This is a genomic window from Pseudomonas sp. GW821-FHT07F05 (genome assembly GCF_059418765.1).
This window is the reverse complement of sequence record NZ_JBWKQL010000004.1, coordinates 141,095-164,841: the sequence shown is the minus strand read 5'-3', so window position 1 is coordinate 164,841 and position 23,747 is coordinate 141,095. Positions and strand designations below refer to the sequence as shown.

21 protein-coding genes are annotated in these 23,747 nt (G+C 62.1%); 15 read left to right on the top strand and 6 right to left on the bottom strand.

The features are described 5' to 3' along the window. The first annotated feature begins 13 nt into the window (after positions 1–13). Entirely contained in the window at positions 14–1,330 is a 1,317-nt protein-coding gene (gene efeB / locus AC07RO_RS11980) for an iron uptake transporter deferrochelatase/peroxidase subunit (RefSeq protein WP_495086112.1), read from the top strand. 27 nt (positions 1,331–1,357) lie between these two features. After that, entirely contained in the window at positions 1,358–2,182 is an 825-nt protein-coding gene (gene efeO, locus AC07RO_RS11975) for an iron uptake system protein EfeO (protein ID WP_495086111.1), read from the top strand. Between the two features lie 1,203 nt (positions 2,183–3,385). On the opposite strand, the gene AC07RO_RS11970 is transcribed toward efeO, so the two are convergent. The 3 genes from AC07RO_RS11970 to AC07RO_RS11960 are packed head-to-tail and all read right to left on the bottom strand — an operon-like array spanning position 3,386 to position 5,453. After that, complete coding sequence (locus AC07RO_RS11970) at positions 3,386–4,156, bottom strand: molybdopterin-dependent oxidoreductase (protein WP_423573896.1); 771 nt, start codon at positions 4,154–4,156, stop codon at positions 3,386–3,388. Further along, on the bottom strand, positions 4,149–4,772 hold the full coding sequence (locus tag AC07RO_RS11965) for a cytochrome b/b6 domain-containing protein (protein ID WP_122622694.1): 624 nt from the start codon (positions 4,770–4,772) through the stop codon (positions 4,149–4,151). Before AC07RO_RS11965 ends, AC07RO_RS11970 begins: the two co-directional genes overlap by 8 nt. A gap of 57 nt (positions 4,773–4,829) precedes the next feature. Beyond that, the gene (locus AC07RO_RS11960) at positions 4,830–5,453 is read right to left on the bottom strand and encodes a hypothetical protein (protein WP_495086211.1); all 624 of its coding nucleotides are present in this window, start codon (positions 5,451–5,453) and stop codon (positions 4,830–4,832) included. A 312-nt stretch (positions 5,454–5,765) separates the two neighbouring features. On the opposite strand from AC07RO_RS11960, the gene AC07RO_RS11955 reads away from it, so the two are divergent. Then, positions 5,766–6,461 (top strand): heavy metal response regulator transcription factor, encoded by a 696-nt coding sequence (locus AC07RO_RS11955; RefSeq protein ID WP_065988665.1) that lies wholly within the window; start codon positions 5,766–5,768, stop codon positions 6,459–6,461. After that, entirely contained in the window at positions 6,434–7,825 is a 1,392-nt protein-coding gene (locus AC07RO_RS11950) for a heavy metal sensor histidine kinase (RefSeq protein WP_495086110.1), read from the top strand. The genes AC07RO_RS11955 and AC07RO_RS11950 overlap by 28 nt, the downstream gene beginning before the upstream one ends. A gap of 1,243 nt (positions 7,826–9,068) precedes the next feature. Here the strand turns inward: AC07RO_RS11950 and AC07RO_RS11945 are convergent. Further along, positions 9,069–9,737 carry a polysaccharide lyase family 7 protein gene (locus AC07RO_RS11945; RefSeq protein ID WP_192174238.1) on the bottom strand — a complete coding sequence of 223 codons (669 nt, stop codon included), beginning with the start codon at positions 9,735–9,737 and terminating at the stop codon, positions 9,069–9,071. A gap of 567 nt (positions 9,738–10,304) precedes the next feature. Here AC07RO_RS11945 and AC07RO_RS11940 point away from each other — a divergent pair. The 10 genes from AC07RO_RS11940 (at position 10,305) to AC07RO_RS11895 (ending at position 22,193) form a co-directional block, all read left to right on the top strand. Next, the gene (locus AC07RO_RS11940; RefSeq protein WP_423573893.1) at positions 10,305–10,757 is read left to right on the top strand and encodes a MarR family winged helix-turn-helix transcriptional regulator; all 453 of its coding nucleotides are present in this window, start codon (positions 10,305–10,307) and stop codon (positions 10,755–10,757) included. Between the two features lie 5 nt (positions 10,758–10,762). Continuing rightward, entirely contained in the window at positions 10,763–12,853 is a 2,091-nt protein-coding gene (locus AC07RO_RS11935) for an FUSC family protein (protein ID WP_495086210.1), read from the top strand. Beyond that, the gene (locus tag AC07RO_RS11930; protein WP_065988670.1) at positions 12,850–13,059 is read left to right on the top strand and encodes a DUF1656 domain-containing protein; all 210 of its coding nucleotides are present in this window, start codon (positions 12,850–12,852) and stop codon (positions 13,057–13,059) included. The genes AC07RO_RS11935 and AC07RO_RS11930 overlap by 4 nt, the downstream gene beginning before the upstream one ends. Then, a complete protein-coding gene (locus AC07RO_RS11925) occupies positions 13,056–13,976 on the top strand; it encodes an efflux RND transporter periplasmic adaptor subunit (protein ID WP_495086109.1) in 921 nt (306 codons plus the stop codon). Before AC07RO_RS11930 ends, AC07RO_RS11925 begins: the two co-directional genes overlap by 4 nt. Then, positions 13,973–15,403: an efflux transporter outer membrane subunit gene (locus AC07RO_RS11920; protein ID WP_495086108.1), complete on the top strand. Its 1,431-nt coding sequence runs from the start codon at positions 13,973–13,975 to the stop codon at positions 15,401–15,403. Before AC07RO_RS11925 ends, AC07RO_RS11920 begins: the two co-directional genes overlap by 4 nt. Positions 15,404–15,701: 298 nt before the next feature. Next, on the top strand, positions 15,702–16,535 hold the full coding sequence (locus AC07RO_RS11915; protein WP_192174234.1) for an aldo/keto reductase: 834 nt from the start codon (positions 15,702–15,704) through the stop codon (positions 16,533–16,535). A 107-nt stretch (positions 16,536–16,642) separates the two neighbouring features. Beyond that, complete coding sequence (locus AC07RO_RS11910; protein ID WP_192174233.1) at positions 16,643–17,659, top strand: transporter; 1,017 nt, start codon at positions 16,643–16,645, stop codon at positions 17,657–17,659. Between the two features lie 130 nt (positions 17,660–17,789). Continuing rightward, positions 17,790–19,406, top strand: coding sequence for an inorganic phosphate transporter (locus AC07RO_RS11905; RefSeq protein ID WP_346628811.1), 1,617 nt, complete (start codon positions 17,790–17,792; stop codon positions 19,404–19,406). A 399-nt stretch (positions 19,407–19,805) separates the two neighbouring features. Further along, positions 19,806–20,942 (top strand): FMNH2-dependent alkanesulfonate monooxygenase, encoded by a 1,137-nt coding sequence (gene ssuD, locus AC07RO_RS11900; protein ID WP_495086107.1) that lies wholly within the window; start codon positions 19,806–19,808, stop codon positions 20,940–20,942. Between the two features lie 147 nt (positions 20,943–21,089). Continuing rightward, positions 21,090–22,193: a sigma-54 interaction domain-containing protein gene (locus AC07RO_RS11895; protein WP_192174253.1), complete on the top strand. Its 1,104-nt coding sequence runs from the start codon at positions 21,090–21,092 to the stop codon at positions 22,191–22,193. Between the two features lie 31 nt (positions 22,194–22,224). Here AC07RO_RS11895 and AC07RO_RS11890 read toward each other — a convergent pair whose 3' ends face one another. Next, positions 22,225–22,566: an antibiotic biosynthesis monooxygenase gene (locus AC07RO_RS11890; RefSeq protein ID WP_495086106.1), complete on the bottom strand. Its 342-nt coding sequence runs from the start codon at positions 22,564–22,566 to the stop codon at positions 22,225–22,227. 179 nt (positions 22,567–22,745) lie between these two features. On the opposite strand from AC07RO_RS11890, the gene soxR reads away from it, so the two are divergent. After that, positions 22,746–23,207, top strand: a complete 462-nt coding sequence (soxR, locus tag AC07RO_RS11885; protein WP_192174229.1) for a redox-sensitive transcriptional activator SoxR — start codon at positions 22,746–22,748, stop codon at positions 23,205–23,207. Here soxR and AC07RO_RS11880 read toward each other — a convergent pair. After that, a complete protein-coding gene (locus AC07RO_RS11880) occupies positions 23,198–23,689 on the bottom strand; it encodes a hypothetical protein (RefSeq protein ID WP_495086105.1) in 492 nt (163 codons plus the stop codon). The two genes, soxR and AC07RO_RS11880, sit on opposite strands and share 10 nt — an antisense overlap. Positions 23,690–23,747 lie beyond the last annotated feature (58 nt).

The following is a 23,747-nucleotide window of genomic DNA, read 5'->3' as shown; positions in this document are numbered from 1 at the left end:
AGACAGCATTCACATGAAAGACTCCGATTCAAAAAACGCGCCGATCTCCACTGACCGTCGCCGCGTCCTGCTGGGCCTTGGCGCTGCGGGCGCAGCGGTGGCCGGTGCCAGCCTGACCGGCAACGCGTTCGCCGCCACCGCGCCGGCGCAGGTCACCGAAGCACCGAAAAGCGAAAAAACCCAGGACCACAACGCGTTCCACGGCCCGCATCAGAGCGGCATCGTCACCCCGCGCCCAACCGCCGGGATGATGGTCTCCTTCGACGTGCTGGCCCAGGACCGCGAAGATCTTGAGCGCATGTTCCGCACGCTGAACGAGCGCATTGCGTTTCTGATGACCGGAGGCCCCGTGCCCCAGGTCGACCCGAAACTGCCGCCACTGGATTCCGGCATCCTCGGCCCGGTGGTTACGCCGGACAACCTGACCATTACCGTGTCGGTGGGTGACTCGCTGTTCGACGACCGCTTTGGTCTGGAACCCGTCAAGCCCAAGCGTCTGCAGCGCATGGTCGGTTTCTCCAACGACGCGCTGGAAGCCGATTGCTGCCACGGCGATTTGAGCATTCAGTTCTGCTCGAACGCCCCGGACAGCAACATTCACGCCCTGCGCGATATCGTGAAAAACCTGCCGGACCTGCTGCTGGTGCGCTGGAAACAGGAAGGCACCGTGCCCGCCCAAGCCCCGCTGAAACCGGGCCAGCCGCCGGAAAGCGCGCGCAACTTCCTGGGCTTCCGCGACGGCTCGGCCAACCCCGATTCGAACAACCAGAAGACCATGAACGAGCTGGTCTGGGTGCAACCGGGCAGCGACGAACCGGCCTGGGCCGCCAACGGCAGCTATCAGGCGGTGCGCATCATCCGCAACTTCGTCGAGCGCTGGGACCGCACCCCGCTGCAGGAGCAGGAATCGATCATCGGCCGGGTCAAAACCACTGGCGCGCCGATGCATGGCAAGACCGAAACCGACGTCCCGGATTTCCAGAACGATCCGGAAGGCAAGATCACCAAGCTGGACTCCCACATCCGCCTGGCCAACCCGCGCACGGCCGAAACCCAGCGCAACCTGATCCTGCGTCGCCCGTTCAACTACTCGAACGGCGTGAACAAGAACGGTCAGCTGGACATGGGTCTGCTGTTCATCTGCTATCAGGCGGACCTGGAGAAAGGCTTCATTACTGTGCAGACGCGCCTCAACGGCGAGCCGCTTGAGGAGTACCTCAAGCCGGTGGGCGGCGGGTATTTCTTCACCCTGCCGGGCGTGGTCGACAGCAACGATTTCATTGGCCGGTCCTTGCTGGCCGCCTCTGCCCACACAACAAAAACTGCCTGACAACCCTTACCTCACAGGAAGAGCTCTATGAAAAAGTCGCCCCTCGCTTTGTTGCTGACCTTTGGCCTGTTGCAGACATCGATGTCCGCGTTCGCCGCCACCGCGCCGCTGGATCTGGTCACGCCGGTTTCGGATTACAAGATCTACGTGACCGAAAACGTCGACACCCTGGCCGCCGACACGCAGAAGTTCACCGACGCGATCAAGAAGGGCGACCTGGCAACGGCGAAAAAGCTGTTCCCGACCACGCGCCTGTCGTACGAGTCGATCGAGCCGATCGCCGAACTGTTCAGCGACCTGGACGCGTCGATCGACTCCCGTGAAGACGATCATGAGAACGGTGTGAAGGCCGACGATTTCACCGGTTTCCACCGCCTGGAATATGCGTTGTTCTCGCAGAACACCACCAAGGATCAGGGCGTGTTCGCGGACAAGCTGTTGGCTGATGTCAAAGAGCTGCAGTCGCGTATCGCTGGCATCACCTTCCCGCCAGAGAAAGTCGTGGGCGGTGCTGCTGCGCTGATGGAAGAAGTGGCGGCGACGAAGCTGTCGGGCGAGGAAGATCGTTATAGCCATACCGATCTGTATGATTTCCAGGGCAACGTTGACGGTTCGAAGAAGATCGTTGATTTGTTCAAGCCGCAGCTGGAGGAGTCGGACAAGGCGTTCGTGGCGAAGGTCGAGAAGAACTTTGCGACCGTGGACAAGATCCTGGCGAAGTACAAGACCAAGGACGGTGGCTACGAGACATACGATAAGGTGAAGGAGCAGGATCGCAAGGCGCTGGCAGGTCCGGTCAATACGTTGGCTGAAGATCTGTCGCAGATGCGCGGGAAATTGGGCCTGAACTGATTCGTCAGGTACTCAAGAGCCCGCTTGCCGAGAGATCGGCAGGCGGGCTTTTTTGTTGTTGAGGATTGGGGACATATCCGTAATTTGTGGTTGCTGAAATTATGGTTCCGCCCTTACGGCGGGTCACTTTTGGCAAAAGCGCCCGGATTGCCGGCCCAGCCAAAAGTAACCAAAAACGCTTTGCTCCCGGTTGGGCCCGACTTCGTCGGGTTCCTTCACTCCGGTCCCGCTCCGTGGGCCCGCGCCGAACGTACATCCATGTCCGCAACGGCGCTCTCGCCGCATCAAGGCGGCTCGGCCCACTCCGCGAAACCTGCGTCCAGCCTGCACCCAAGTCGCGATTGGCGGTGTTTGAGCCTTTTGTGTCCGAAGATCAAAAGCACATCAAGAGCAGATCAAGGGCTTCCCGGCTGAAGCCGGTCCTACGGTGACCGCGGTGTTTTTAGGACTGGCTTTAGCCGGGAAGAGGCCGGAATGTTCGCTATCAGTTTGCGGCATGACGATCGACGCCTTCCCTGCTGAAGCAGGTCCTACAGGACACCGCGTGCATTCAGTGGGACCGGCTTCAGCCGGGAATGGACGCGGAGCGTCCTGGGATGCATACCCACGCGGAGCGAGGGCACGATCAGCAAAGCAGGTCCCACGGGGTGTACGCGGTGCATTCAGTAGGACCGGCTTCAGCCGGGAAGAGGCCAGCCCAGGCGCCAGCATTTTTGCTGATCGCACACCCATCCTGTGGGAGCGAGCTTGCTCGCGAATGCTGCATTTCAAACACCAATTATTCGGCGGATGTACCAATGCCTTCGCGAGCAAGCTCGCTCCCACAAGTCCCCAGCATCCTTAGCCCGCAATCCGCCCTTGATCCGCTCTTGATCTGCTTCTGATCTGCTCTTGATCTTCCTACGCAAAAAGATCAAACACCGCCAATCGCGACTTGGGTGCAGGCCGAACGCAGACGACGCGGAGTGGGCCGAGCGGCATGGATGCCGCGAGAGCGCCGCTAGGACATGGATGTCCGTTCGGCGCGGGCCCACGGAGCGTCGTCGGAGTGAGGGTATTCCGACGAAGGAGGAACCCAACCAGGAGCAAGCACCCTTGGTTACTTGGGGTGCTTTTCCAAGTAACTCGCCGAAGGCGAAACCCGAGGCCGTTAGGCCGACGCTTTAGATCTTGATCTTGATCTTGATTCTGAAACGAACGGGATCATATCCCGCTAAACCAGTTGTACCCCTGATCCTCCCAATACCCCCCGGGATTATCATTACTCACCACAATCTCGACGATATGCTTCGGATTCTTGAACCCCAGCTTCGTCGGCACCCTCACCCGCAACGGATAACCATACTCCGGCGGCAACGCCACCTCGGCGAAATCCAGCGCCAGCAGCGTCTGCGGATGCAACGCCGTCGGCATATCCAGACTCGAGTAATACCGATCCGCGCACTTGAACCCGACAAACTTCGCCGTCGTATCCGCCCCCACATGCTCCAGAAACGTCCGCAACGGCACACCGCCCCACTGCCCGATCGCGCTCCACCCCTCAACACAGATCAGGCGCGTGATATCGCTGCGCTGGGGCAACTTGCGCAACCCCTCCAGCGTCCACGGCGCCTTGTCGCGCACCAGCCCCGACACACCCAGCTTCCAGTCCGCCGTGTCCAGCTCCGGAATATCATCCTCGCTGTAAAACGCATTGAACGGAAACGGATTACGGACCTGATCCTTGCTGAACGTCGGCGCCAGTTTCTGCCCGCTGAACAGCCAGGCCTGAACCCGGTCGTTCCAGCGCGACATGCTCCACAGCACCTTATCCACCTGATCGCCGTCCTGCAGGTTGCAACCGGTGAGCATCGCCATCGCGCCCACGGTCAGCCCGCCTTTGAGGAAATGCCGACGCTGCAGGCTCTCCAGCTGGATCTGCTGGGCCGGCTCCAGTTTGATGCGCGCAATGGCGCGTTTTTTAGGCTCAATCATGCTCGACCTTCCCGCTCTCAATCCCACGCGTACCGCCGGTGATCATCGGCATCAGGGTTTTCGGCACCATCAGCACCAGGGCCAGATGCACCACCACGAACGCGCCAATGAACGCCATCGCCGCAAAATGCACGTAACGGGCGAAGTCGTATCCGCCGAACACAGCGGTCAATTCCTGCAACTGAATCGGCTTCCAGATCGCCAGCCCCGTGAGCACGATCAACACGCCGGCAGCCAGCACCAGCCAATACATCAGACGCTGCACGGCGTTGTAGACGCCCTTCTCGTGCTTGAGACGAAAACGCAGCGCGTCAAGCATGTCGCGCTTGACCGCCGTGGGGGTGACCGGCAAAAAGTCGCGCTTGAAATGCCGCGTGAACAGGCCATACAGCACGTAGATCAGGCCGTTGATTACCAACAGCCACATCACTGCGAAGTGCCACGCCAGCGCGCCGCCCAGCCAGCCGCCCAGGGTGAAATCCCGGGGGAAAGAGAAGCGAAACAGCGGCGAAGCGTTATAGATGCCCCACCCGCTCATGAACATGCAGACCATGCCGAAGGCATTAATCCAGTGCGTCAGGCGGATGGGCCATGGATGAATTCTGGTTTTTTTCATGGGGCGAGACTCATCACGGATTCGGTGAAAGCGGCGCCGTGAGACGCCGCAACCCGCTTACATCGGCGGCTGGAAGCCGTCTTTGCCGACCGCGACACCGCGTGCGGTCTTGCCGTCTTCGCCCGGGAACACGACGATTTTCGCGCCCTTGACCAGCTCATCGACCTTGCCCGGCTGCACGTAGGCAATGGGCACGTCTTCCGGCACGACCAGCTGCTTCTCGCCGCCTTTGTAGCCGACGCTCAAGGTACGACCGTTGGCCTTGCCGCTCAGCTTGCCAACGGTGCCATTGGTCATGGTGCCGGTGCTGCCGTCCGCGTTTTCCCAACCGTAGTGGCCTTCACCGCTGCCTTTCAGGCTGGGTTCGAACACCGTCACTTCCAGGGCTTTCAGCGTGCCGTCGGCCTGTGGGGTCGCGGCGGAGCCGATGAAGCTGTCCGCTTTGATCGATGCGATGTCAGTCTTGGAGACCAGACGGATGCCGGTCTTGTCGGTCAGGCCGATGCTCTGATGGGCGCCGGAACGGGTGGTGAAATTCAGGGTGTTGCTGTCGACGCTGTCGACCGTCCCGCGCAGTGGCTTGACCACAGGCATGTCACCCGCAGCCATGCCGGCGGCAGAGGCCATGACGGAGGCGCTGAGCATCAGCATGCCGAACGTGGTGGTCAGGGCTGTCTTCATCTTCATCGGTGGATTCCTTCAGGCAGTTGGGGAAAGTTGAAGCGGAACGTCATGTGTTGCATGACCACCATCCTGTACCCGTAACCGGCACCCGACAATGACCGCCCGATTACATTTTTGTCATTCGGGCGGCAGGTTCGTCACTGCGCCGATCAATGACAAAAATGTAACCGACCGCGCGCCATCCGTTGGTTACACTCCACATCCGGCGCGGCCTGCAGCCCTTCGCGCCTGTTCTGACCCAATCTGATGAATCATCCGACACCCCACGCCGGCGACGCTGCCAATGACGTGAAGCGAGCCTGACCGACGATGCACATTCTGCTTATCGAAGACGACACCAAGACCGGCGAGTACCTGAAGAAAGGTCTTACCGAGTCCGGTTACAAAGTGGACTGGACCCAGCACGGCACCGACGGCCTGCACATGGCTCTGGAGCACAGCTACGACTTGCTGGTGCTCGACGTCATGCTGCCCGGCATCGACGGCTGGCAGATCATCGAAATCCTGCGGGCGAAGCAGGATGTGCCGGTGCTGTTTCTCACCGCCCGGGATCAGTTGCAGGACCGCATTCGGGGCCTGGAACTGGGCGCCGACGATTACCTGGTCAAGCCGTTTTCCTTCACCGAATTGCTCCTGCGCATCCGCACCATCCTGCGTCGCGGCGTGGTGCGCGAGGCCGATCATTTTCATCTGGCCGATCTGGAACTCGACCTGCTGCGCCGACGGGTCACGCGTCAGCAACAGGTCATCACCCTGACCAACAAGGAATTCGCGCTGCTGCATCTGTTTCTGCGCCGCGAGGGTGACGTGCTGTCGAGGGCGCAGATCGCTTCGGAAGTGTGGGACATGAATTTCGACAGCGACACCAACGTCGTCGACGTGGCGATCAAGCGCCTGCGCAGCAAGGTCGACACGCCCTACCCGATCAAACTCATCCACACCGTGCGCGGCATCGGTTACGTCTGCGAGGTGCGGCCATGCGAGCCCGACGCCAGCCATCCCTGACCCTGCGCGCGACCCTGGCGTTTTCGGTGGTGGCCATGCTCGCCGTCACCAGCGCCGGCATGTACCTCTACGAGACCATGAAGGGCGCGGTCATGACCCGCAGCGACCATGCGGTGCTGGCGCGGCTGGACCACTTTCGCAAACTGCTGCAATACGACCTGACCCTGACCACGCTGCAAAGCAGCCCGCAGCTGTTCGAGAACATGCTCGACAGCGAGGACGACATTTTCATCATCGCCGAGCCGGGCAAGCCGGCGGTGATCATGGTCAATCCGCTGCACGCGCCGCTGCCGGAGATGCCGGTGGTGCCAGCCGACATGCCGCTGAGCGTGGCCGACATGCGCAGCGGCATGCTGGATTCAGGGGTGCCGATGCGCGCGGCGACGATCGAAGCCGTGTCCGGCGGCAAGACTGTGCATCTGACGGCGGCGCACATCGCGGTCAAGGAAATGGCCACCCTGGCGGGCTTCCGTAACCGCATCCTGTTCGCCGTGGCGCTGGCCTTCGTGCTCACGGCGCTGCTCGGATATGTGTTGCTGCGCCGGGGTCTGCGCCCCTTGCGCAGGATGGCCAGCCATGCCGCGGCCATCACCCCGGCGCAACTGGACAGCCGCATGGACAACCGCGACACGCCGGTGGAGCTGCAGCAACTGGGCGAGGCGTACAACGCGATGCTCGACCGGCTTGCCGATGGCTATCAGCGGCTGACGCAGTTTTCCGCCGACCTGGCCCATGAAATCCGCACGCCAGTGGGTTCGCTGATGGGGCATTGCCAGGTGGCGCTGCGGCAACCGCGCACCGAGGATGAATACCAGGCGCTGCTGGCCTCCAATCTGGAGGAGCTGGAACGCATCTCGCGGATGGTCGAAAGCATCCTGTTCCTCGCGCGCGCCGATGAAGCGCAAGCCGCGCTCAATCGCCAGACGCTGGACCTGGCGGACGAGATGCAACGGGTTACGGGCTATTTCGAAGGGCTGGCGGAAGAACGGGACATCGCCCTGCACACCGAAGGCGACGCTCGGATTGAGGCTGATCCCCTGTTGCTGCGCAGGGCGCTGAGTAATCTGGTGGCGAACGCGATTCGCTACGCCGATGAAGGCAGCGTCATCGATGTTCGTGTGGTTGAAAGTGCCAGGCACTGCCGCATCGAAGTGGAGAACCAGGGCCCGACGCTGGACGACGCGACGCTGGGCAAACTGTTCGACCGCTTCTACCGCGGCGATGCCTCACGCCACCAGAGCTCCGACTCCAATGGACTGGGCTTGGCGATCGTCGCCGCGATCATGCAGCTGCATGGCGGCGAAGTGGCGGTCAACCAACCGACGCCGGGACGGATCTGTTTCGGGCTGGTGTTTCCACGATAGCGCGCAGCGCAGACTGTCACCTGCCGGCAGATGAACTGTAGGAGTGAGCTTGCTCACGAAGAGGCCGGTACATCCGCTAGATCTTCAGCGGTTGGAATTAAGCCTTCGCGAGCAAGCTCGCTCCCACCGAATCGGTGATCGACTCGGAATCTTGGTCATGGTGCGGGACCTGTGGGAGTGAGCTTGCTCGCGAAGGGGCCGGGACATCCGCTGGATCTTCAGCGGTTGGAATTAAGCCTTCGCGAGCAAGCTCGCTCCCACGGGATCGGTGATCGACTCGGAATCTTGGTCACGCTGCGGGACCTGTAGGATTGAGCTTGCTCACGAAGAGGCCGGGGCATTCAGTCGCGTCCTCCGGCGGCTGAAAGTAAGCCTTCGCGAGCAAGCCCGCTCCCACCGGATCAGTGATCGACTCGGCATTTTGGTCATGCTGCGGGACCTGTAGGATTGAGCTTGCTCACGAAGAGGCCGGGACATTCAGCCACATTTTCTGAAGCTAACACTCAGTCTTCGCGAGCAAGCTCGCTCCCACAAGACCGTGATTCTGCCTGAGATATTGGGCATGTCGCAGAACCTGTAGGAGTGAGCTTGCTCACGAAGAGGCCGGTACATCCGCTAGATCTTCAGCGGTTGGAATTAAGCCTTCGCGAGCAAGCTCGCTCCCACCGGATCGGTGATCGACTCGGGATCTTGGTCATGCTGCGGGACCTGTAGGAGTGAGCTTGCTCGCGAAGAGGCCGGGGCATTCAGTCGCGTCCTCCGGCGGCTGAAAGTAAGCCTTCGCGAGCAAGCTCGACTCCCACGGGATGGTGGTTCGCGTCGGAATTTCAGGTTGCTGCAGAACCTGTGGGAGTGAGCTTGCTCACGAAGAGGCCGATACATCCGCTGGATCTTCAGCGGTTGGAATTAAGCCTTCGCGAGCAAGCTCGCTCCCTCGGGATCGGTGATCGACTCGGAATCTTGGTCATGGTGCGGGACCTGTGGAAGTGAGCTTGCTCACGAAGAGGCCGGGGCATTCAGTCGCGTCCTCCGGCGGCTGAAAGTAAGCCTTCGCGAGCAAGCTCGCTCCCACCGGATCGGTGATCGACTCGGAATCTTGGTCACGCTGCGGGACCTGTGGGAGTGAGCTTGCTCACGAAGGGGCCGGTACATCCACTACATATCCAGTGGTTGAAATACCGTCTTCGTGAGCAAGCTCCCACAAGGGCGGTGTTTAAGGCGAGACAGCAGTCTGCCCCAAGCCTCACGCTTTTTTGTCGTGGGTCGCCTGCAGTTTGTAGAACGTCGCTGCCCCGCCTTCGGTGGCGTAGCCGGTGTTGTCCTGGGTGTACACGCCGGCCTTGAAGTACAGCGGCTTGCCGCTCCACGACGGGTCGAGCTTGGTGCCCCATTGCATCTCGTGGGCGTTGACCGTGAGGTTGCCGGCGGCGGTCAGGTGGATGGTGTAGGTGAAGCGCTCCTTGAGCAGCACGCCGGTCGCGACCTGAATCACCTCGGGCTCGGAGGTCGGCGTCAGGCGAAACTTGACGACGATGTTGCCGCTCTTGAGTTTTTCCTTGTACTGGTACTCAAGCTTGATCAGCGGCTCGGTGCTGCCATAGCAGTGGATCTGGCCGATGACGATCTTGCCCGTCGAGGGCACCTGGTCCACGGTCAGCGCCGCGCGCAGGAAATTGTCCGCCTGGGAGTAAACCCAGTTGTGCACCGCACCGTTGGCGTAGGTCTCACGCAATTCGGTACGGGGATAGATCGCGTTGTCAGTCCTTGACCCGGTCACCGGTGCCCAGAAGAACAAAGTGTCCCCTGAACGGAAGTAACCATCCTTGTAGCCGGCCACCAGTTTTGGCGTGTCGATGGTGGCGGCTGGGATACCGACCGGTACAGAAAGATTCCAGATGGCGAGATCAATCATGGTGCACTCATGGTGCGCGATGCGCACAGCAAAGGAGGTGTCTGGAACAGGCCTGTCACTGCCGTTCCCGTCATCTTTGCTATCGGCTGAACCGTTTGATCTTTAGTCGTCCCCGGAGTCAAGAAACCGCCGAGCCACCTGAAGAGGCGGTTAAGGCCAGCACAATGCCATTACTGGGTAAAAGTGGCCCATTGCCTTCCAGATTTGCCCAGCCAGCGTAAACCGGGCGATGAAGGCTAATTATTTGGCGCCATTTTTTTGGAGGACGCTTAGACGGCCCTCAAAAAAATAGTTCAGCTGGCGAGCACCCACCCGACAGACGGTACGATAAATTCCTTCACACGTACCCTCTTCCATCGTGCTCCGCGGTCGTGAGCGCCTGGCAGGCCCCTCCCGCTCAACTGAAAATCTGGACACGCCCGCCTGCGACAATCCGCCGGGCAGGTCTGCCAACATTCCATTTGACGATACCAGGGTGTAACAAGATATTATTAGTTAGCAGCCTAATAATGCAGCGCCTAATCATTCAGTTCCTAACCAAACCCACACCGCCCCAATGGCCTTTTCATGAACCCTGACACCCTGCAAATGCGCATCACCGGCGGCGTCGTCGCGGCCTCCCGGCAGTGGCGCCGCGTCTGCCAGACCACGTTGATGAACGTCGGCGTGAGCGAAGCCTGCGCGGGCCCGTTGCTGATGATCGCGCGCCTGGGTGAGGGCGTGCGCCAAGTGACGGTGGCCCAGGCCTGCGGGCTGGAAAGCCCGTCACTGGTGCGCCTGCTCGATCAGCTGTGCAAAGCCGGACTGGTGCAACGCACCGAAGACCCCACCGACCGCCGCGCCAAGGCCTTGAGCCTGACCGACGAGGGCCGCGCTTTGGCCAATTCCATCGAGGAAGAGCTGATCCGCCTGCGCCGCGACATCTTCAGTCACGTCGACCCGGCGGATCTTGAGGCGACGTTGCGCGTGTTCAACGCCATTGCCCAGGCCACACCGATGGCGCCGGAGTCGTCATCTTGAGCGGCCTGTTCAAGGGCTTTTTCGACGGAGTACCGCCGGGCCGCGACTGGTTCTACGGCGTGCGCACGTTCGCGGCTTCGATGCTGGCGCTGTACATCGCGCTGATGATGGAACTGCCCCGCCCTTACTGGGCGATGGCAACGGTGTACATCGTCTCCAGCCCGTTCGTAGCGCCGACCAGTTCCAAGGCGCTGTACCGCGCGGCCGGCACGTTGCTTGGCGCCGCCGCTTCGGTGGTGCTGGTGCCGATGTTCGTGCAGACGCCGTTTTTGCTGGCGGTGGTCATTGCGCTGTGGACCGGCACCCTGCTGTTTCTGTCCCTGCATTTGCGCACCGCCAACAGCTACGCGCTGATGCTGGCCGGCTACACCATGCCGCTGATTTCCTTTCCCGTGGTCGACAACCCGCAGGCGGTGTTCGACATCGCCGTCTCGCGCACCGAGGAGATCTTCCTCGGCATCGTCTGCGCCGCCGTGGTCGGTGCGATGTTCTGGCCACGTCGGCTGGCGCCGGTGCTGGTCGATGCCATGGGCAAGTGGTTCAAGGACGCCTCGGCCTACAGCGACCTGTTTCTCTCCCGCAGCGCCACGCCGGAAGCGGTTGGCGGTCTGCGCACGGCCATGGTCGGCACCTTCAACAGCCTGGAACTGATGATTGGCCAGTTGCCCCACGAAGGCGCCCATCGCCAGACCGTGCGCAATGCCAAGGAACTGCGCGGCCGGATGATTCACCTGCTGCCGGTCATCGATGCGTTGGACGATGCACTCTGGGCGCTGGAGCGGCGCTCGCCCGAGCACGTCGCCGACCTTGCGCCGCTGTTGATCGAGTGCCGCGACTGGGTCGAGCAGACCGCCGAAGGCGCGCCGATCAAGTACTGGAAGGCGCTGCACGCCGAGCTCGACCGCCTGCAACCGACACCCGCGCAGATCGACGATCGCCGGCAACTGCTGCTGTCGAACGCGCTGTATCGGCTGCGCGAATGGATCGACCTGTGGCAGGACTGCCGCAGCCTGCAACACGCCATCGAGACCGACGATCACTCGGCATGGCGCGCGGTGTACCGCCATTGGCGGCTGGGGCGACTGTCGCCGTTTCTCGATCGCGGGATGATGCTTTATTCGGTGGCGACCTCGGTCAGCGCCATCATCGTCGCGTCAGTGCTGTGGATCATGCTGGGCTGGCAGGACGGCGCGAGCGCGGTGGCGCTGGCGGCGGTGTCGTGCAGCTTCTTCGCGGCGATGGACGACCCGGCGCCGCAGATCTACCGCTTCTTCTTCTGGACCATGATGTCGGTGATCTTCGCCAGCCTCTATCTGTTCGTGGTGCTGCCCAACCTGCACGACTTCCCGATGCTGGTCCTGGCGTTTTCGGTGCCGTTTATTTGCGTTGGCACCCTTACCGTGCAACCGAAGTTCTACCTCGGCACGCTGCTGACCATCGTCAATACCTCGTCCTTTATCAGCATCCAGAGCGCCTACGACGCCGACTTCGTCAACTTCGTCAATTCCAACCTGGCCGGGCCGGCGGGTCTGGCGTTCGCCTTCGTCTGGACCCTGATCGTCAGGCCGTTCGGCACCGAAGTGGCGGCCAAGCGCATGACCCGCTTCAGTTGGCGCGACATCGTCTCCCTCAGCGAAGAGGCCACCTTGGCCGAGCACCGGCAAATGGGCGTGCGCATGCTCGACCGGCTGATGCAGCATCTTCCGCGTCTGGCGATCACTGCGCAGGATTCCACCAGCGCGCTGCGTGAAGCACGGGTCGCCCTGAACATGCTGGATTTGCTGGCGTATATGCCGCGGGTTGACCCAGTGCCGCGCGAGTTGCTGCGCCAAGTGGCGACCGAAGTCGGTGCGCATTTCCGCGCCTGCCTGAAAGCCCGGGAGCGTTTGCCGGCGCCCAAAGGTCTGTTGATGACCATGGACCGCGCCCGCCGCGCGCTGACCTTCAATGGTGAGGGGGATGACGCGGCGCGGATGAATCTGCTGCACGCCCTCAGTGGCTTGCGCCTAGCGCTGCTGCCGGGGGTGGAGATCGTCGATGTGCTCGCCGAGCAGGAAGAACAACCGCCCTATGGCATCGATGGAGCGCCGTTATGATCGGTGATGTGGACATCAGCGGGATTTTCCTGCCGACCTTTCTGGTGCTGATGGGCATCGCTTACCTGATTTTTCTGGTGGTGCACGCCGTGTTGACGCGCGCCCGCTTCTACCGCCTGGTCTGGCACCGGGCTTTGTTCAACGTCGGTCTATACGCTCTGCTGCTCGGCGTCGTGGATACCCTAAGTCGATACCTGATGAAATGAAAAAACCTCTTCTGACGCTGGGCCGCGTGGTCCTGACCCTGCTGGTTGTCACCCTCGCCGCGATCGTCGTCTGGCGCATGGTGATGTATTACATGTACGCGCCCTGGACCCGCGACGGGCACATCCGCGCCGACGTGATCCAGATCGCGCCGGACGTTTCAGGGCTGATCGAGAAGGTCGCGGTGAGCGACAACCAATTGGTCAAGAAAGGCCAGTTGCTGTTCACCATCGATCAGGACCGCTTCCGCCTTGCCCTGCGCCAGGCCCAGGCCACGGTCGCCGAGCGCAAGGAGACCTGGGAGCAGGCCCAGCGCGAGAACCGTCGTAACCGCAGCCTCGGCAATCTGGTCGCCCGCGAGCAGCTGGAAGGAAGCCAGTCCAAGGAAACCCGTGCGTTGTCGGCCCTGAATGAAGCGCAGGTCGCGGTAGATTCGGCGCAACTGAACCTGGACCGCTCGGTGATCCGCAGCCCGGTGGACGGCTACCTCAACGACCGCGCGCCCCGCGACCGCGAATTCGTCAGCGCCGGGCACCCGGTGCTGTCGGTGGTAGACAGCAACTCGTTCCACATCGACGGTTACTTTGAAGAAACCAAACTGGACGGAATTCACATCGGCTCCGGCGTGGACATCCGCGTGATCGGCGACAACGCCCGCCTGCGTGGTCATGTGGTGAGCATTGTCGCGGCGATCGAAGACCGCGACCGCAGCAGCGGCTCGAACCTACTGCCCAACGTCAATCCGGCTTTCAGCTGGGTGCGTCTGGCCCAGCGGATTCCGGTGCGCATCGCCTTTGATGAAGTACCGGCGGACTTCCGCATGATTGCCGGGCGCACGGCGACGGTGTCGATCATCGATGACGCCCGCGCAGATGCTCAGGGAAATGACCAACCCGTCCAGCCAGGAGCGCCGAAATGAAACACCGCGCACGCCTGCTGACGGTGGGCATGAGCATGGGCTTGCTGCTGTCGGCTTGCACCGTGGTCGGCCCGGATTACACGCTGCCCGATAAAGCCGCCGTGAACCGCCCCGACTTGCAGGGCGAGCTGGCCGGTTCGTCGTCCAACGTGGTGTCGGCGCCGGTACCGGCTGACTGGTGGCGGCTGTATCACGACCCGAAACTCGACGAACTGGTGGGTCAGGCGCTGGTGTCGAGCACTGACCTGCGCGTCGCGGCGGCAAACCTGCAACGGGCGCGCTTTCAGATGAGCGAGGCGGATGCGGCCGGTGGCTGGAGCGGCACGGCCAAAGCCGGGGCGCAGCGCTTGCAGGAAGCCGGTCAGGCCTATCTGCTGCCGGAAAAAGTACCGGTCGCGAACGTCGGCGATGTCGGCCTGACCACCTCGTACCAGTTCGATCTGTTTGGCGTGTTGCAGCGCGGCATCGAAGCCGCCCAGGCCAACGCCGACGCGACCCAGGCCGCTGCCGACACGGCACGCATCACGCTGGTGGCCGATGTGGTCCGTGCGTACACCCAAGTGTGTGCCGCCAACGAAGAACGCAACATCGCCCTGCACTCCCTTGACCTGCAGAAGCAGAGCCTGAGCCTGACCCAACGCCTGCGCGACGCCGGCCGCGGCGATGAAACCCAGGTGACGCGCTCGCAAACCCAGTTCCGCTCGCTGCGTGCTGACTTGCCGCGTTACGAAGCGGCGCAGAAGTCGGCGCTGTATCGCCTGTCGATGCTCCTTGCCCGTCCGCTGAATCAGCTGCCCCAAGGGGTGGCTGAATGCGCCGAGCTGCCGCACATTGCCCAGGTCATGCCAGTGGGCGATGGCGCCGCGCTGCTCAAGCGTCGCCCCGATGTGCGCCAGGCTGAACGCCGACTGGCGATGTCGACGGCGGCCATTGGTGTGGCAACGGGCGAGCTGTATCCCGACATCAGCATCGGCGCGACGGTGGGTACTGTGGGGATTCTCGATGAACTGGGTGATCCGTCGACCAATCGTTGGGGCTTCGGCGGGGTGATCAACTGGACCATCCCGTCCAATGGTGCGCGGGCGCGGATTCACATCGCCGAAGCGTCAAATCAGGCGGCGCTGGCGCATTTTGATGGCGTAGTGCTCAACGCCATCCGCGAGGCGCAGACCGGTTTATCCCAGTACACCGCGCTGCTGCAACGCCGCGATGCGCTGGTGGAAACCGAGGAGTCGGCGCGACAGGCGGCGGACCAGACGCACCGGTTCTTCCTGGCCGGCCGCGAATCCTTCCTCGCCGACCTGCAAGCCACCCGCACCTACACCGACGTCACCGCGCAACTGGCGGCGGCGAACACCCAGGTGGCGATGGGACAGATCGACCTGTTCCTGGCGCTGGGTGGGGGTTGGGAGAACGGGCATAAGTGAGATGCATGGTGTTCTGACTGGCCTCTTCCCGGCTGAAGCCGGTCCCACTAATTGACCGCGTACATCCAGTGGCACTGGCTGGAACACCATTGTGGGACCGGCTTTAGCCGGGAATGCGTCGGTGGTCACACCGCAAAATTGATGTCGTTCATACCGGCCTCTTCCCGGCTGAAGCCGGTCCTACAGTAGATACGCAGTCCCACTCACGCACCGCGCATTCGCTTGCGATTGAACCCCTGCCGGCCAGCACTGCCTGAGTTTTTAATCATTCAGTCCTATCCGCCCGGAGGCACCCCCGATGCGCACGCTTGAACTGGCAGACAAAACCGTCCCCGTTATCGGTCAGGGCACCTGGCACATGGGTGAGGACCGCCATCAGTTCGAGGCGGAGGTCTCGGCGCTGCAACTGGGCATCGATCTGGGCCTGACGCTGATCGACACCGCCGAGATGTACGGCGAAGGCGGCGCCGAGGAAGTGGTCGGCCAGGCCATTGCCGGGCGCCGCGACGAGGTCATGCTGGTGAGCAAGGTCTACCCGCACAACGCCAGCCGCGCGGGCATTCCGGCGGCGTGCGAGCGCAGCCTCAAGCGCATGAAGACCGACTACATCGATCTGTATTTGCTTCACTGGGCCGGTCAGTACCCGCTGGAAGAAACCGTCGAGGCCTTCGAGCGTCTGCGCGAAGCGGGCAAGATCGGCCGCTGGGGCGTGTCCAACTTCGACGTGTCCGACCTGCTTGAGCTGGACGAGCTCGGCCTCGGCGGCGGATGTGCCACCAATCAGGTGCTGTACAACCCGGAAGAACGCGGAATCGAATATGACCTGCTGCCCTGGATGCAAACCGCCCGGATGCCGCTGATGGCGTACTGCCCGATCGGTCAGGCCGGCAACTTGCTGATGAACCCTGCCATCCTTGAAGTCGCCGAACGCCACGACGCCACCCCGGCGCAAATCAGCCTGGCGTGGGTGCTGCGTCAGGACGGCGTGATCGCCATTCCCAAGGCCGTCACGCCCCATCACCTGGAATTGAACGCCGCTGCGGTTGAGATCGAGCTGTCCATCGAGGATGAATTGTTGATTGATTCCTCATGGCCGGCGCCCCTGCGCAAGACGCGCCTGTCAATGGTCTGAACAAGACTACTGGCCGACACAAACCGTCACAAAACTGTCAAAACCCCTTGCGATGATGCCGCTTTCGATCTCGTGCCCTGCGGGGCACTTCCCGTCTGCGAGCCTTCATGAATCAACGCATCGCCCACCATCAGGACTCCGATCTGTTTGGCTTGCTGTACGGGTTCCGCTTCCGTCCCGAGGAACCCGGCCGCGAACTGGATTCGACGGCGGCGCTTGAATGCCTGCGCCAGCCCACCGCGCCGGACGAGTTTGTCTGGCTGCACCTGAACCTGACCCACGCCAGCTGTGAACGCTGGCTGAAAACCAACCTCGACCTGCCCGACGAGTTCCTCGAAGCCCTGCACGAAGGGTCGCGCTCCACGCGCATCGAACACGTCGACTCTGCCCTGCTCGCCGTGGTCAACGACGTGGTCTTCGACTTCAACCGCGTCTCCACCGACATCGCCACGATGTGGGTCTGCGTGCGCAGCAACCTGATGATCTCCGCGCGCCATCAGCCGTTGCGTTCAGTGGACCGGCTGCGCTCGTCGGTGAAACAGGGCGAAACCTTCCGCTCCCCGCTGGAACTGCTCGCCCACCTGCTGCGCGACCAGAGCGACGTGCTGAGCCAGTTCATGCGCAAGACCAGCATCAGCGTCGACAAAATCGAAGACCAGCTTCTGTCCCAACGCCTGAGCAACAACCGCTCGGAACTGGGCGCCATGCGTCGGGTGCTGGTGCGCCTGCAACGGCTGCTGGCCCTGGAACCCGGCTCGCTGATGCGCCTGCTGCACCGACCGCCGCAGTGGCTGCTGGAGGAGGATTTGCAGGAGCTGCGGCAATCCACCGAAGAGTCGGCGCTGGTGATCAGCGACCTCACCGCCCTCGGCGAACGGATCAAACTGCTGCAGGAAGAAATCGCTGCCAACCTTAACGAACAGAGCAGCCGCACGCTGTTCACCCTCACCGTCGTCACCGTGCTGGCGCTGCCGATCAACATCGTCGCGGGTTTCTTCGGCATGAACGTCGGCGGTATACCACTGGCGTCCGATCCCCATGGGTTCTGGGTGCTGGTTGCGCTGGTGGCGACGTTTACGTTTATTGCGGGAAGGTGGGCGTTTCGCAAGAGTCGGGATTATTAACGACAGCGTTTAAGGCGTGTCCATTGGTCCCTAACCCCAGCAAATCCGCGCAAAACGTGACCCGTGTCGCATCTCTGTCACATTTTGTAATGATCATGGTCACTATCCCTCATCAACAGGATTGTGCCCCATGGCGACCCCCACACTGGCTCAAGGCTCTCTGCAACAGGGACCCGGACTGAGTGCTCAATTCGGGCGCAAGCCTGGCATGACGACGATGGTGATTTTCTTCGTTGTGCTGGCATTGGGCCTGTTCTATACCGGCTACAGCCTCAAGCAAGACATGGACGATCTGGGTACCGTCGTGCTGACCTGGACGCCGTTCATTCTGCTTGGCGTCGCATTGGTCATCGCGCTGGGCTTTGAGTTCGTCAACGGTTTCCACGACACCGCCAATGCTGTCGCGACGGTCATTTACACCCACTCCCTGCCACCGAACTTCGCCGTGGTCTGGTCGGGAACCTTCAACTTCTTGGGTGTGCTGTTTTCCAGCGGCGCGGTGGCGTTCGGTATCATTGCCCTGCTGCCGGTCGAACTAATCCTGCAGGTCGGTTCATCGGCGGGTTACGCGATGATCTTCGCCCTGCTCATCGCCGCGATCCTGTGGAACCTCGGCACTTGGTGGCTGGGTCTGCCGGCCTCGTCTTCCCACACGCTGATCGGTTCGATCATCGGCGTCGGCATTGCCAACGCGTTGATGCATGGACGCGACGGCACCAGCGGTGTGGATTGGTCCCAGGCGACCAAAGTCGGTTATTCGCTGCTGCTCTCGCCGCTGGTGGGCTTCACCTGCGCCGCGCTGTTGCTCATGGCGCTGCGCATGTTCGTGAAGAATCGCGCGCTGTACAAAGCGCCGGAAGGCAACAAGCCGCCGCCGATCTGGATTCGTGGTCTGTTGATCCTGACCTGCACCGGCGTGTCCTTCGCCCACGGCTCGAACGACGGTCAGAAAGGCATGGGCCTGATCATGCTGATTCTGGTGGGTACGCTGCCGATGGCTTACGCGCTGAACCGCGCCATGCCGGCCGATCAATCGGTGCAATTCGCTGCAGTCGCCCAGGTTACTCAACAGGCCCTGACCAAAGCGGCGCCGCTGCCCGCGCCGGCCGATTCCCGCCAGACGCTGTCGACTTACATCCGCGACAAGCAGGCCACGCCTGACTTGATTCCAGCGCTGGCGGTAATGGCCGGCAAGATCGGCGATCAGGTCGCCAGTTACGGATCACTGGCCAAGGTGCCCGCCGAGGCCACCGCCAACGTACGAAACGACATGTATCTGACGTCGGAAGCCATCCGTGTGATGGACAAGAACAAGGTCGGTAACTTCGACGCCGACACCCAGGCCAAAGTCGACACGTTCAAGGAGCAAATTGATACCGCGACGCGCTTCATCCCGCTGTGGGTCAAGGTGGCTGTGGCCATCGCGTTGGGCCTGGGCACCATGGTGGGCTGGAAACGCATCGTGATCACGGTCGGGGAAAAGATCGGCAAGACTCACCTGACCTACGCCCAGGGCGCATCGGCTGAAGTCGTTGCGATGCTGACCATTGGCGCGGCGGACATGTATGGATTGCCGGTCTCGACCACCCACGTTCTGTCCTCGGGGGTGGCCGGCAGCATGGTCGCCAACGGCTCCGGCCTGCAGATGCGCACCCTGCGCAATCTGGCGATGGCGTGGGTGCTGACTCTGCCTGCCGCGATTCTGTTGTCGGGCAGCCTGTACTGGCTGTTCACCCAGATTTTCTGATGTCCAAGAGTCTCCCGTACTCTCCTTCAGGCGCTTCGGCGCCTGTTTTTTTGCGCGGTGTTCTGACCCGGCGCAGGTCTGTAACTCGCCCTAAATCAGGTAGGCGGGTTTGACAGGCCCACTGCAGATTCGCGTGGAATGCACGACTTGTGGGAGTGAGCTTGCTCACGAAGACGGCGTTTCAGGCGCCGAGAATGCAGCGGTTGTTCCGGCTCCCTCGTGAGCAAGCTCACTCCCACAAGATCTTACCCGTCAGCTGCATCTTCAAAGGGTACAAATCCGGGGCATATCTCTAACGGTTATAAAAATATGGGATTCAGTTCTTTTACGGAATAAATCGGAGCCTTTATAACGGGTGCACTTGTCACAAGCCCACCGATTCCGCTCGAAGGATTTCTCATGGATGTTTTCTGGTTTCTACCGACACACGGCGACGGCCATTACCTGGGCACGACCAAGGGCGCGCGCCCGGTCACGCTCAATTACCTGAAGCAGGTCGCCCAGGCCGCCGATGATCTGGGTTACCACGGCGTGCTGATTCCGACCGGCCGTTCCTGCGAAGACTCCTGGGTGATCGCATCGGCCCTCGTGCCGCTGACCGAGCGTTTGCGTTACCTGGTGGCGATCCGACCGGGGATCATTTCTCCGACCGTCTCCGCGCGCATGGCCGCGACGCTGGATCGTTTGTCCGGTGGACGCCTGCTGATCAACGTCGTGACCGGTGGCGACCCGGATGAAAACCGTGGCGACGGCAGCTTCCTCGATCACAGCGAGCGCTACGAAGTCACCGACGAATTCCTGAAGATCTGGCGCCGTGTCTTGCAGGGCGAAGCCGTGGAATTCGAAGGCAAGCACCTGAGAGTGCAGAACGCCAAAGCCCTGTACCCGCCGATCCAGAAGCCCTATCCGCCGCTGTATTTTGGTGGTTCCTCCGAGGCAGCCCACGAACTGGCCGCCGAGCAGGTCGACGTTTATCTCACCTGGGGCGAGCCCCCTGCCGCCGTGGCCGAGAAACTGGCGGATGTGCGTGAGCGCGCCGCACGCAACGGTCGGACCGTCAAATTCGGCATCCGTCTGCACGTGATCGTCCGCGAGACCAGCGAAGAAGCCTGGAAAGCTGCGGACACCCTGATCGAGCACATCAGCGACGAAACCATCGCCGCCGCGCAGAAATCCTTCTCGCGGTTCGACTCCGAAGGCCAGCGCCGCATGGCCGCGCTGCACGACGGTCGTCGCGACAACCTGGAAATCGCCCCGAACCTGTGGGCCGGCGTCGGCCTGGTACGGGGCGGTGCGGGCACAGCGCTGGTGGGCAATCCCCAGGAAGTCGCCGCACGCATCAAGGAATACGCGGACCTGGGCATCGAAAGCTTCATCTTCTCCGGCTACCCGCACCTGGAAGAAGCCTATCGCTTCGCCGAGCTGGTGTTCCCGCTGTTGCCCGAGCCGTATCGGAGCCTCGCAGGCCGCGGCATCACCAACCTCACCGGCCCGTTCGGCGAGATGATTGCCAACGACTTGCCGCCGCAGAAGTAAGTTTCACCGCCCCCCCTGGAAAACAACCGCCTGCTGCGCGCCCGCGCAGCATGTGGGAAGCGGTTGATCTGCCAGCGCGACAACGGCCATCGCGACAAGGAGTCCTTCATGACAGCCAGCTTACCGTTCCAACCACAAGTGATCCCCATGCAGCTATTGACCCTACCGCCCTCGCCGGCCCTGGCCACTTCGATCCGCGCCACCGCGCAGGTGTTCGAGGACCCGAGGTCCCAGGCGCTGCTGGCCCACATTGAACAAGTCGCGCCCAGCGATGCCAGCGTGCTGATCATCGGCGAAACCGGCACCGGCAAAGAGCTGGTGGCGCGGCACATTCACAACCTGAGCAGCCGTCGTCACCAGCCGTTCGTGGCCGTCAACTGCGGTGCGTTTTCAGAATCGCTGGTGGAAGCCGAGCTGTTCGGCCAGGAAAAAGGCGCGTTCACCGGCGCCCTCACCGCCAAGGCCGGCTGGTTCGAAGAAGCCAACGGCGGCACGCTGTTTCTCGACGAAATCGGCGATCTGCCCCTGGCGATTCAGGTCAAGCTGCTGCGCGTCCTGCAGGAGCGCGAAGTGGTGCGGCTGGGTTCGCGCAAAAGCACGCCGATCAACGTGCGGGTGCTGGCCGCGACCAACGTGCAACTGGAACGCGCGATCAACGCCGGGCACTTCCGCGAGGACCTGTTCTATCGCCTGAACGTCGTCAATCTGGAGCTGAGCACGCTGCGCGAACGGCCGGGCGACATCATGCCGCTGAGCCGGCACTTCATCGACGTCTACAGCCAGCGTCTGGGTTGCGGACCGATTCAGATCAGCGCGGATGCCGAGCACAAGCTGCGCACCTACGGCTGGCCGGGGAATATCCGCGAGCTGGAAAACGTCATTCACCACACCCTGCTGATCTGCCGCAACGGCGTGATTCAGTCCAGCGATCTGCGCCTGTCGAACCTGCGCCTTGAGCGCCAGGAAGATTCAGCCCCCGCCGTCGACGATTCCACCGACGCCCTGCTGGCCCGGGCGTTCCAGCGTCTGTTCGAGGAGCAGGCCGGCGCGCTGCACGAGAAGGTCGAAGACGCCCTGTTGCGCGCGGCCTATCGCTTCAGCCACTACAACCAGGTGCACACCGCGCAATTGCTGGGGTTGAGTCGCAACGTCGTGCGCGCGCGGCTGATCAAGATCGGCGAACTGGCCGTCAACAAGCGCCGTCCCGGTGAACAGACCCAGGGTGAGCAGATGCTGCATTTGTCGGTATGATCCCTCAGCGATGCAACCTGTAGGACTGCGCTCACCCCTGACGCGGTCCTACGATTTCCCCTGCCACTTCGTACGCGTTGAAGATCATCGACGTGGCCCGGTGGCGCCGAATCAACTCCCACATGTCCCCTTCGCCCTGCTCGGCGTTTTTGAACGCACGCTCACAGTCGGTCTTCGATAGCCATTGCACATGGCTCAACACCCGCTGACGGTCTTCACTGACCTGCACGCTGGCGCGGACAAAGCCTGGGTAGGTGCGCGTAAACTGCTCGAAACGCTCGTTGAGCGCACTGACCAGCCCGGCCTGATGCTGCGGATCGACGGCGAACTCAACGAACTGACTGAACGGAAGAGTAGCGGCTGCTGGTGTCATGAACGTTCTCCACAGATGACGGTTGTTGCTGAACAGGATGCTGCGCGAACCGGTATGGCCCCCTACGTTTCTTGCGCCGGTGCCCCACTTGCCAAGCCGGTCCGGCCAAGGGATGCTGCGCAGGATAAAACCTCCAGTTAACTGGAGGTCAAGCGTCGTTCGGCACACAGGAAGATTGCATGCTTACCCAGGACATCCCGCCCATCGCCCGGGAACTCACCGTCGGCCAGCTGTCCGCCCGCAGCGGCGTGGCCATCACCGCGCTGCGCTTTTACGAAGCCAAAGGCCTGATCAGCAGCCAGCGCAACGCCGGCAATCAGCGTCGCTACCCCAGGGACGTGCTGCGTCGGGTGGCCTTGATCAAAACCGCCCAGCGCCTGGGCATTCCGCTGGCGACCATCCAGACCGCGCTGCAGACCCTGCCTCAGGACCGACCGCCCAGCCTTGACGACTGGACCCGGTTATCCGAGCGCTGGAAAACCGATCTGGATGAACGCATCAACCGCCTCACCGCCCTGCGCGACCAACTCAATGGCTGCATCGGTTGCGGCTGCCTGTCGATGGAGGCCTGCCCGCTGCGCAACTTCGGCGACAGCCTGAGCGAGCAAGGCGCCGGGCCGCGCCTGCTGGATCAGGATTGAAGGTTCTGCGGACTGACCAGGGTGCCGGCCAACGTCTGGTCCGCCAGTGACAGATGCATCTGCTGCATCGCTTGATTGAGCTGGTTGGTGGCCTGAATGAGCGAGTTGGTCATGGCCATGATTTCCATCTGCAACTGGCGCATTTTGCCCTCCCGGGCGCGGGGCGAGAGCGACCGGTCGCTCATGAACGCCTGCATGTCCTGCATGCGCTTGGCAATGCGCTCCTGAATCGAGCGGATCAGCTTGAGCTGCTCCTTGATCCGGTCAGGCAAGTGGGTGGCGTCGATGTCGGCGTTCTTGTCACCCTTCTTCGGCACCCTCTGCGCGTCCGGCGAGAGCAGCACTTCGATACCCTGGCGCACCTGCTCGGCGGCGCTGGCGGTCTGACTTGCGTCGTCGGCGGCTGTAGAAGTGGACACGACGGAGGGCGGCAGCAGCAGCAGTGCTGCCTCCGCAGGATTTCTGAAACTCAAGCTCAACATGAACGATGGCCTCCATAGCCCTGTGCACTCGCTGACGTCCCTGTCGCCTCTTGATGAA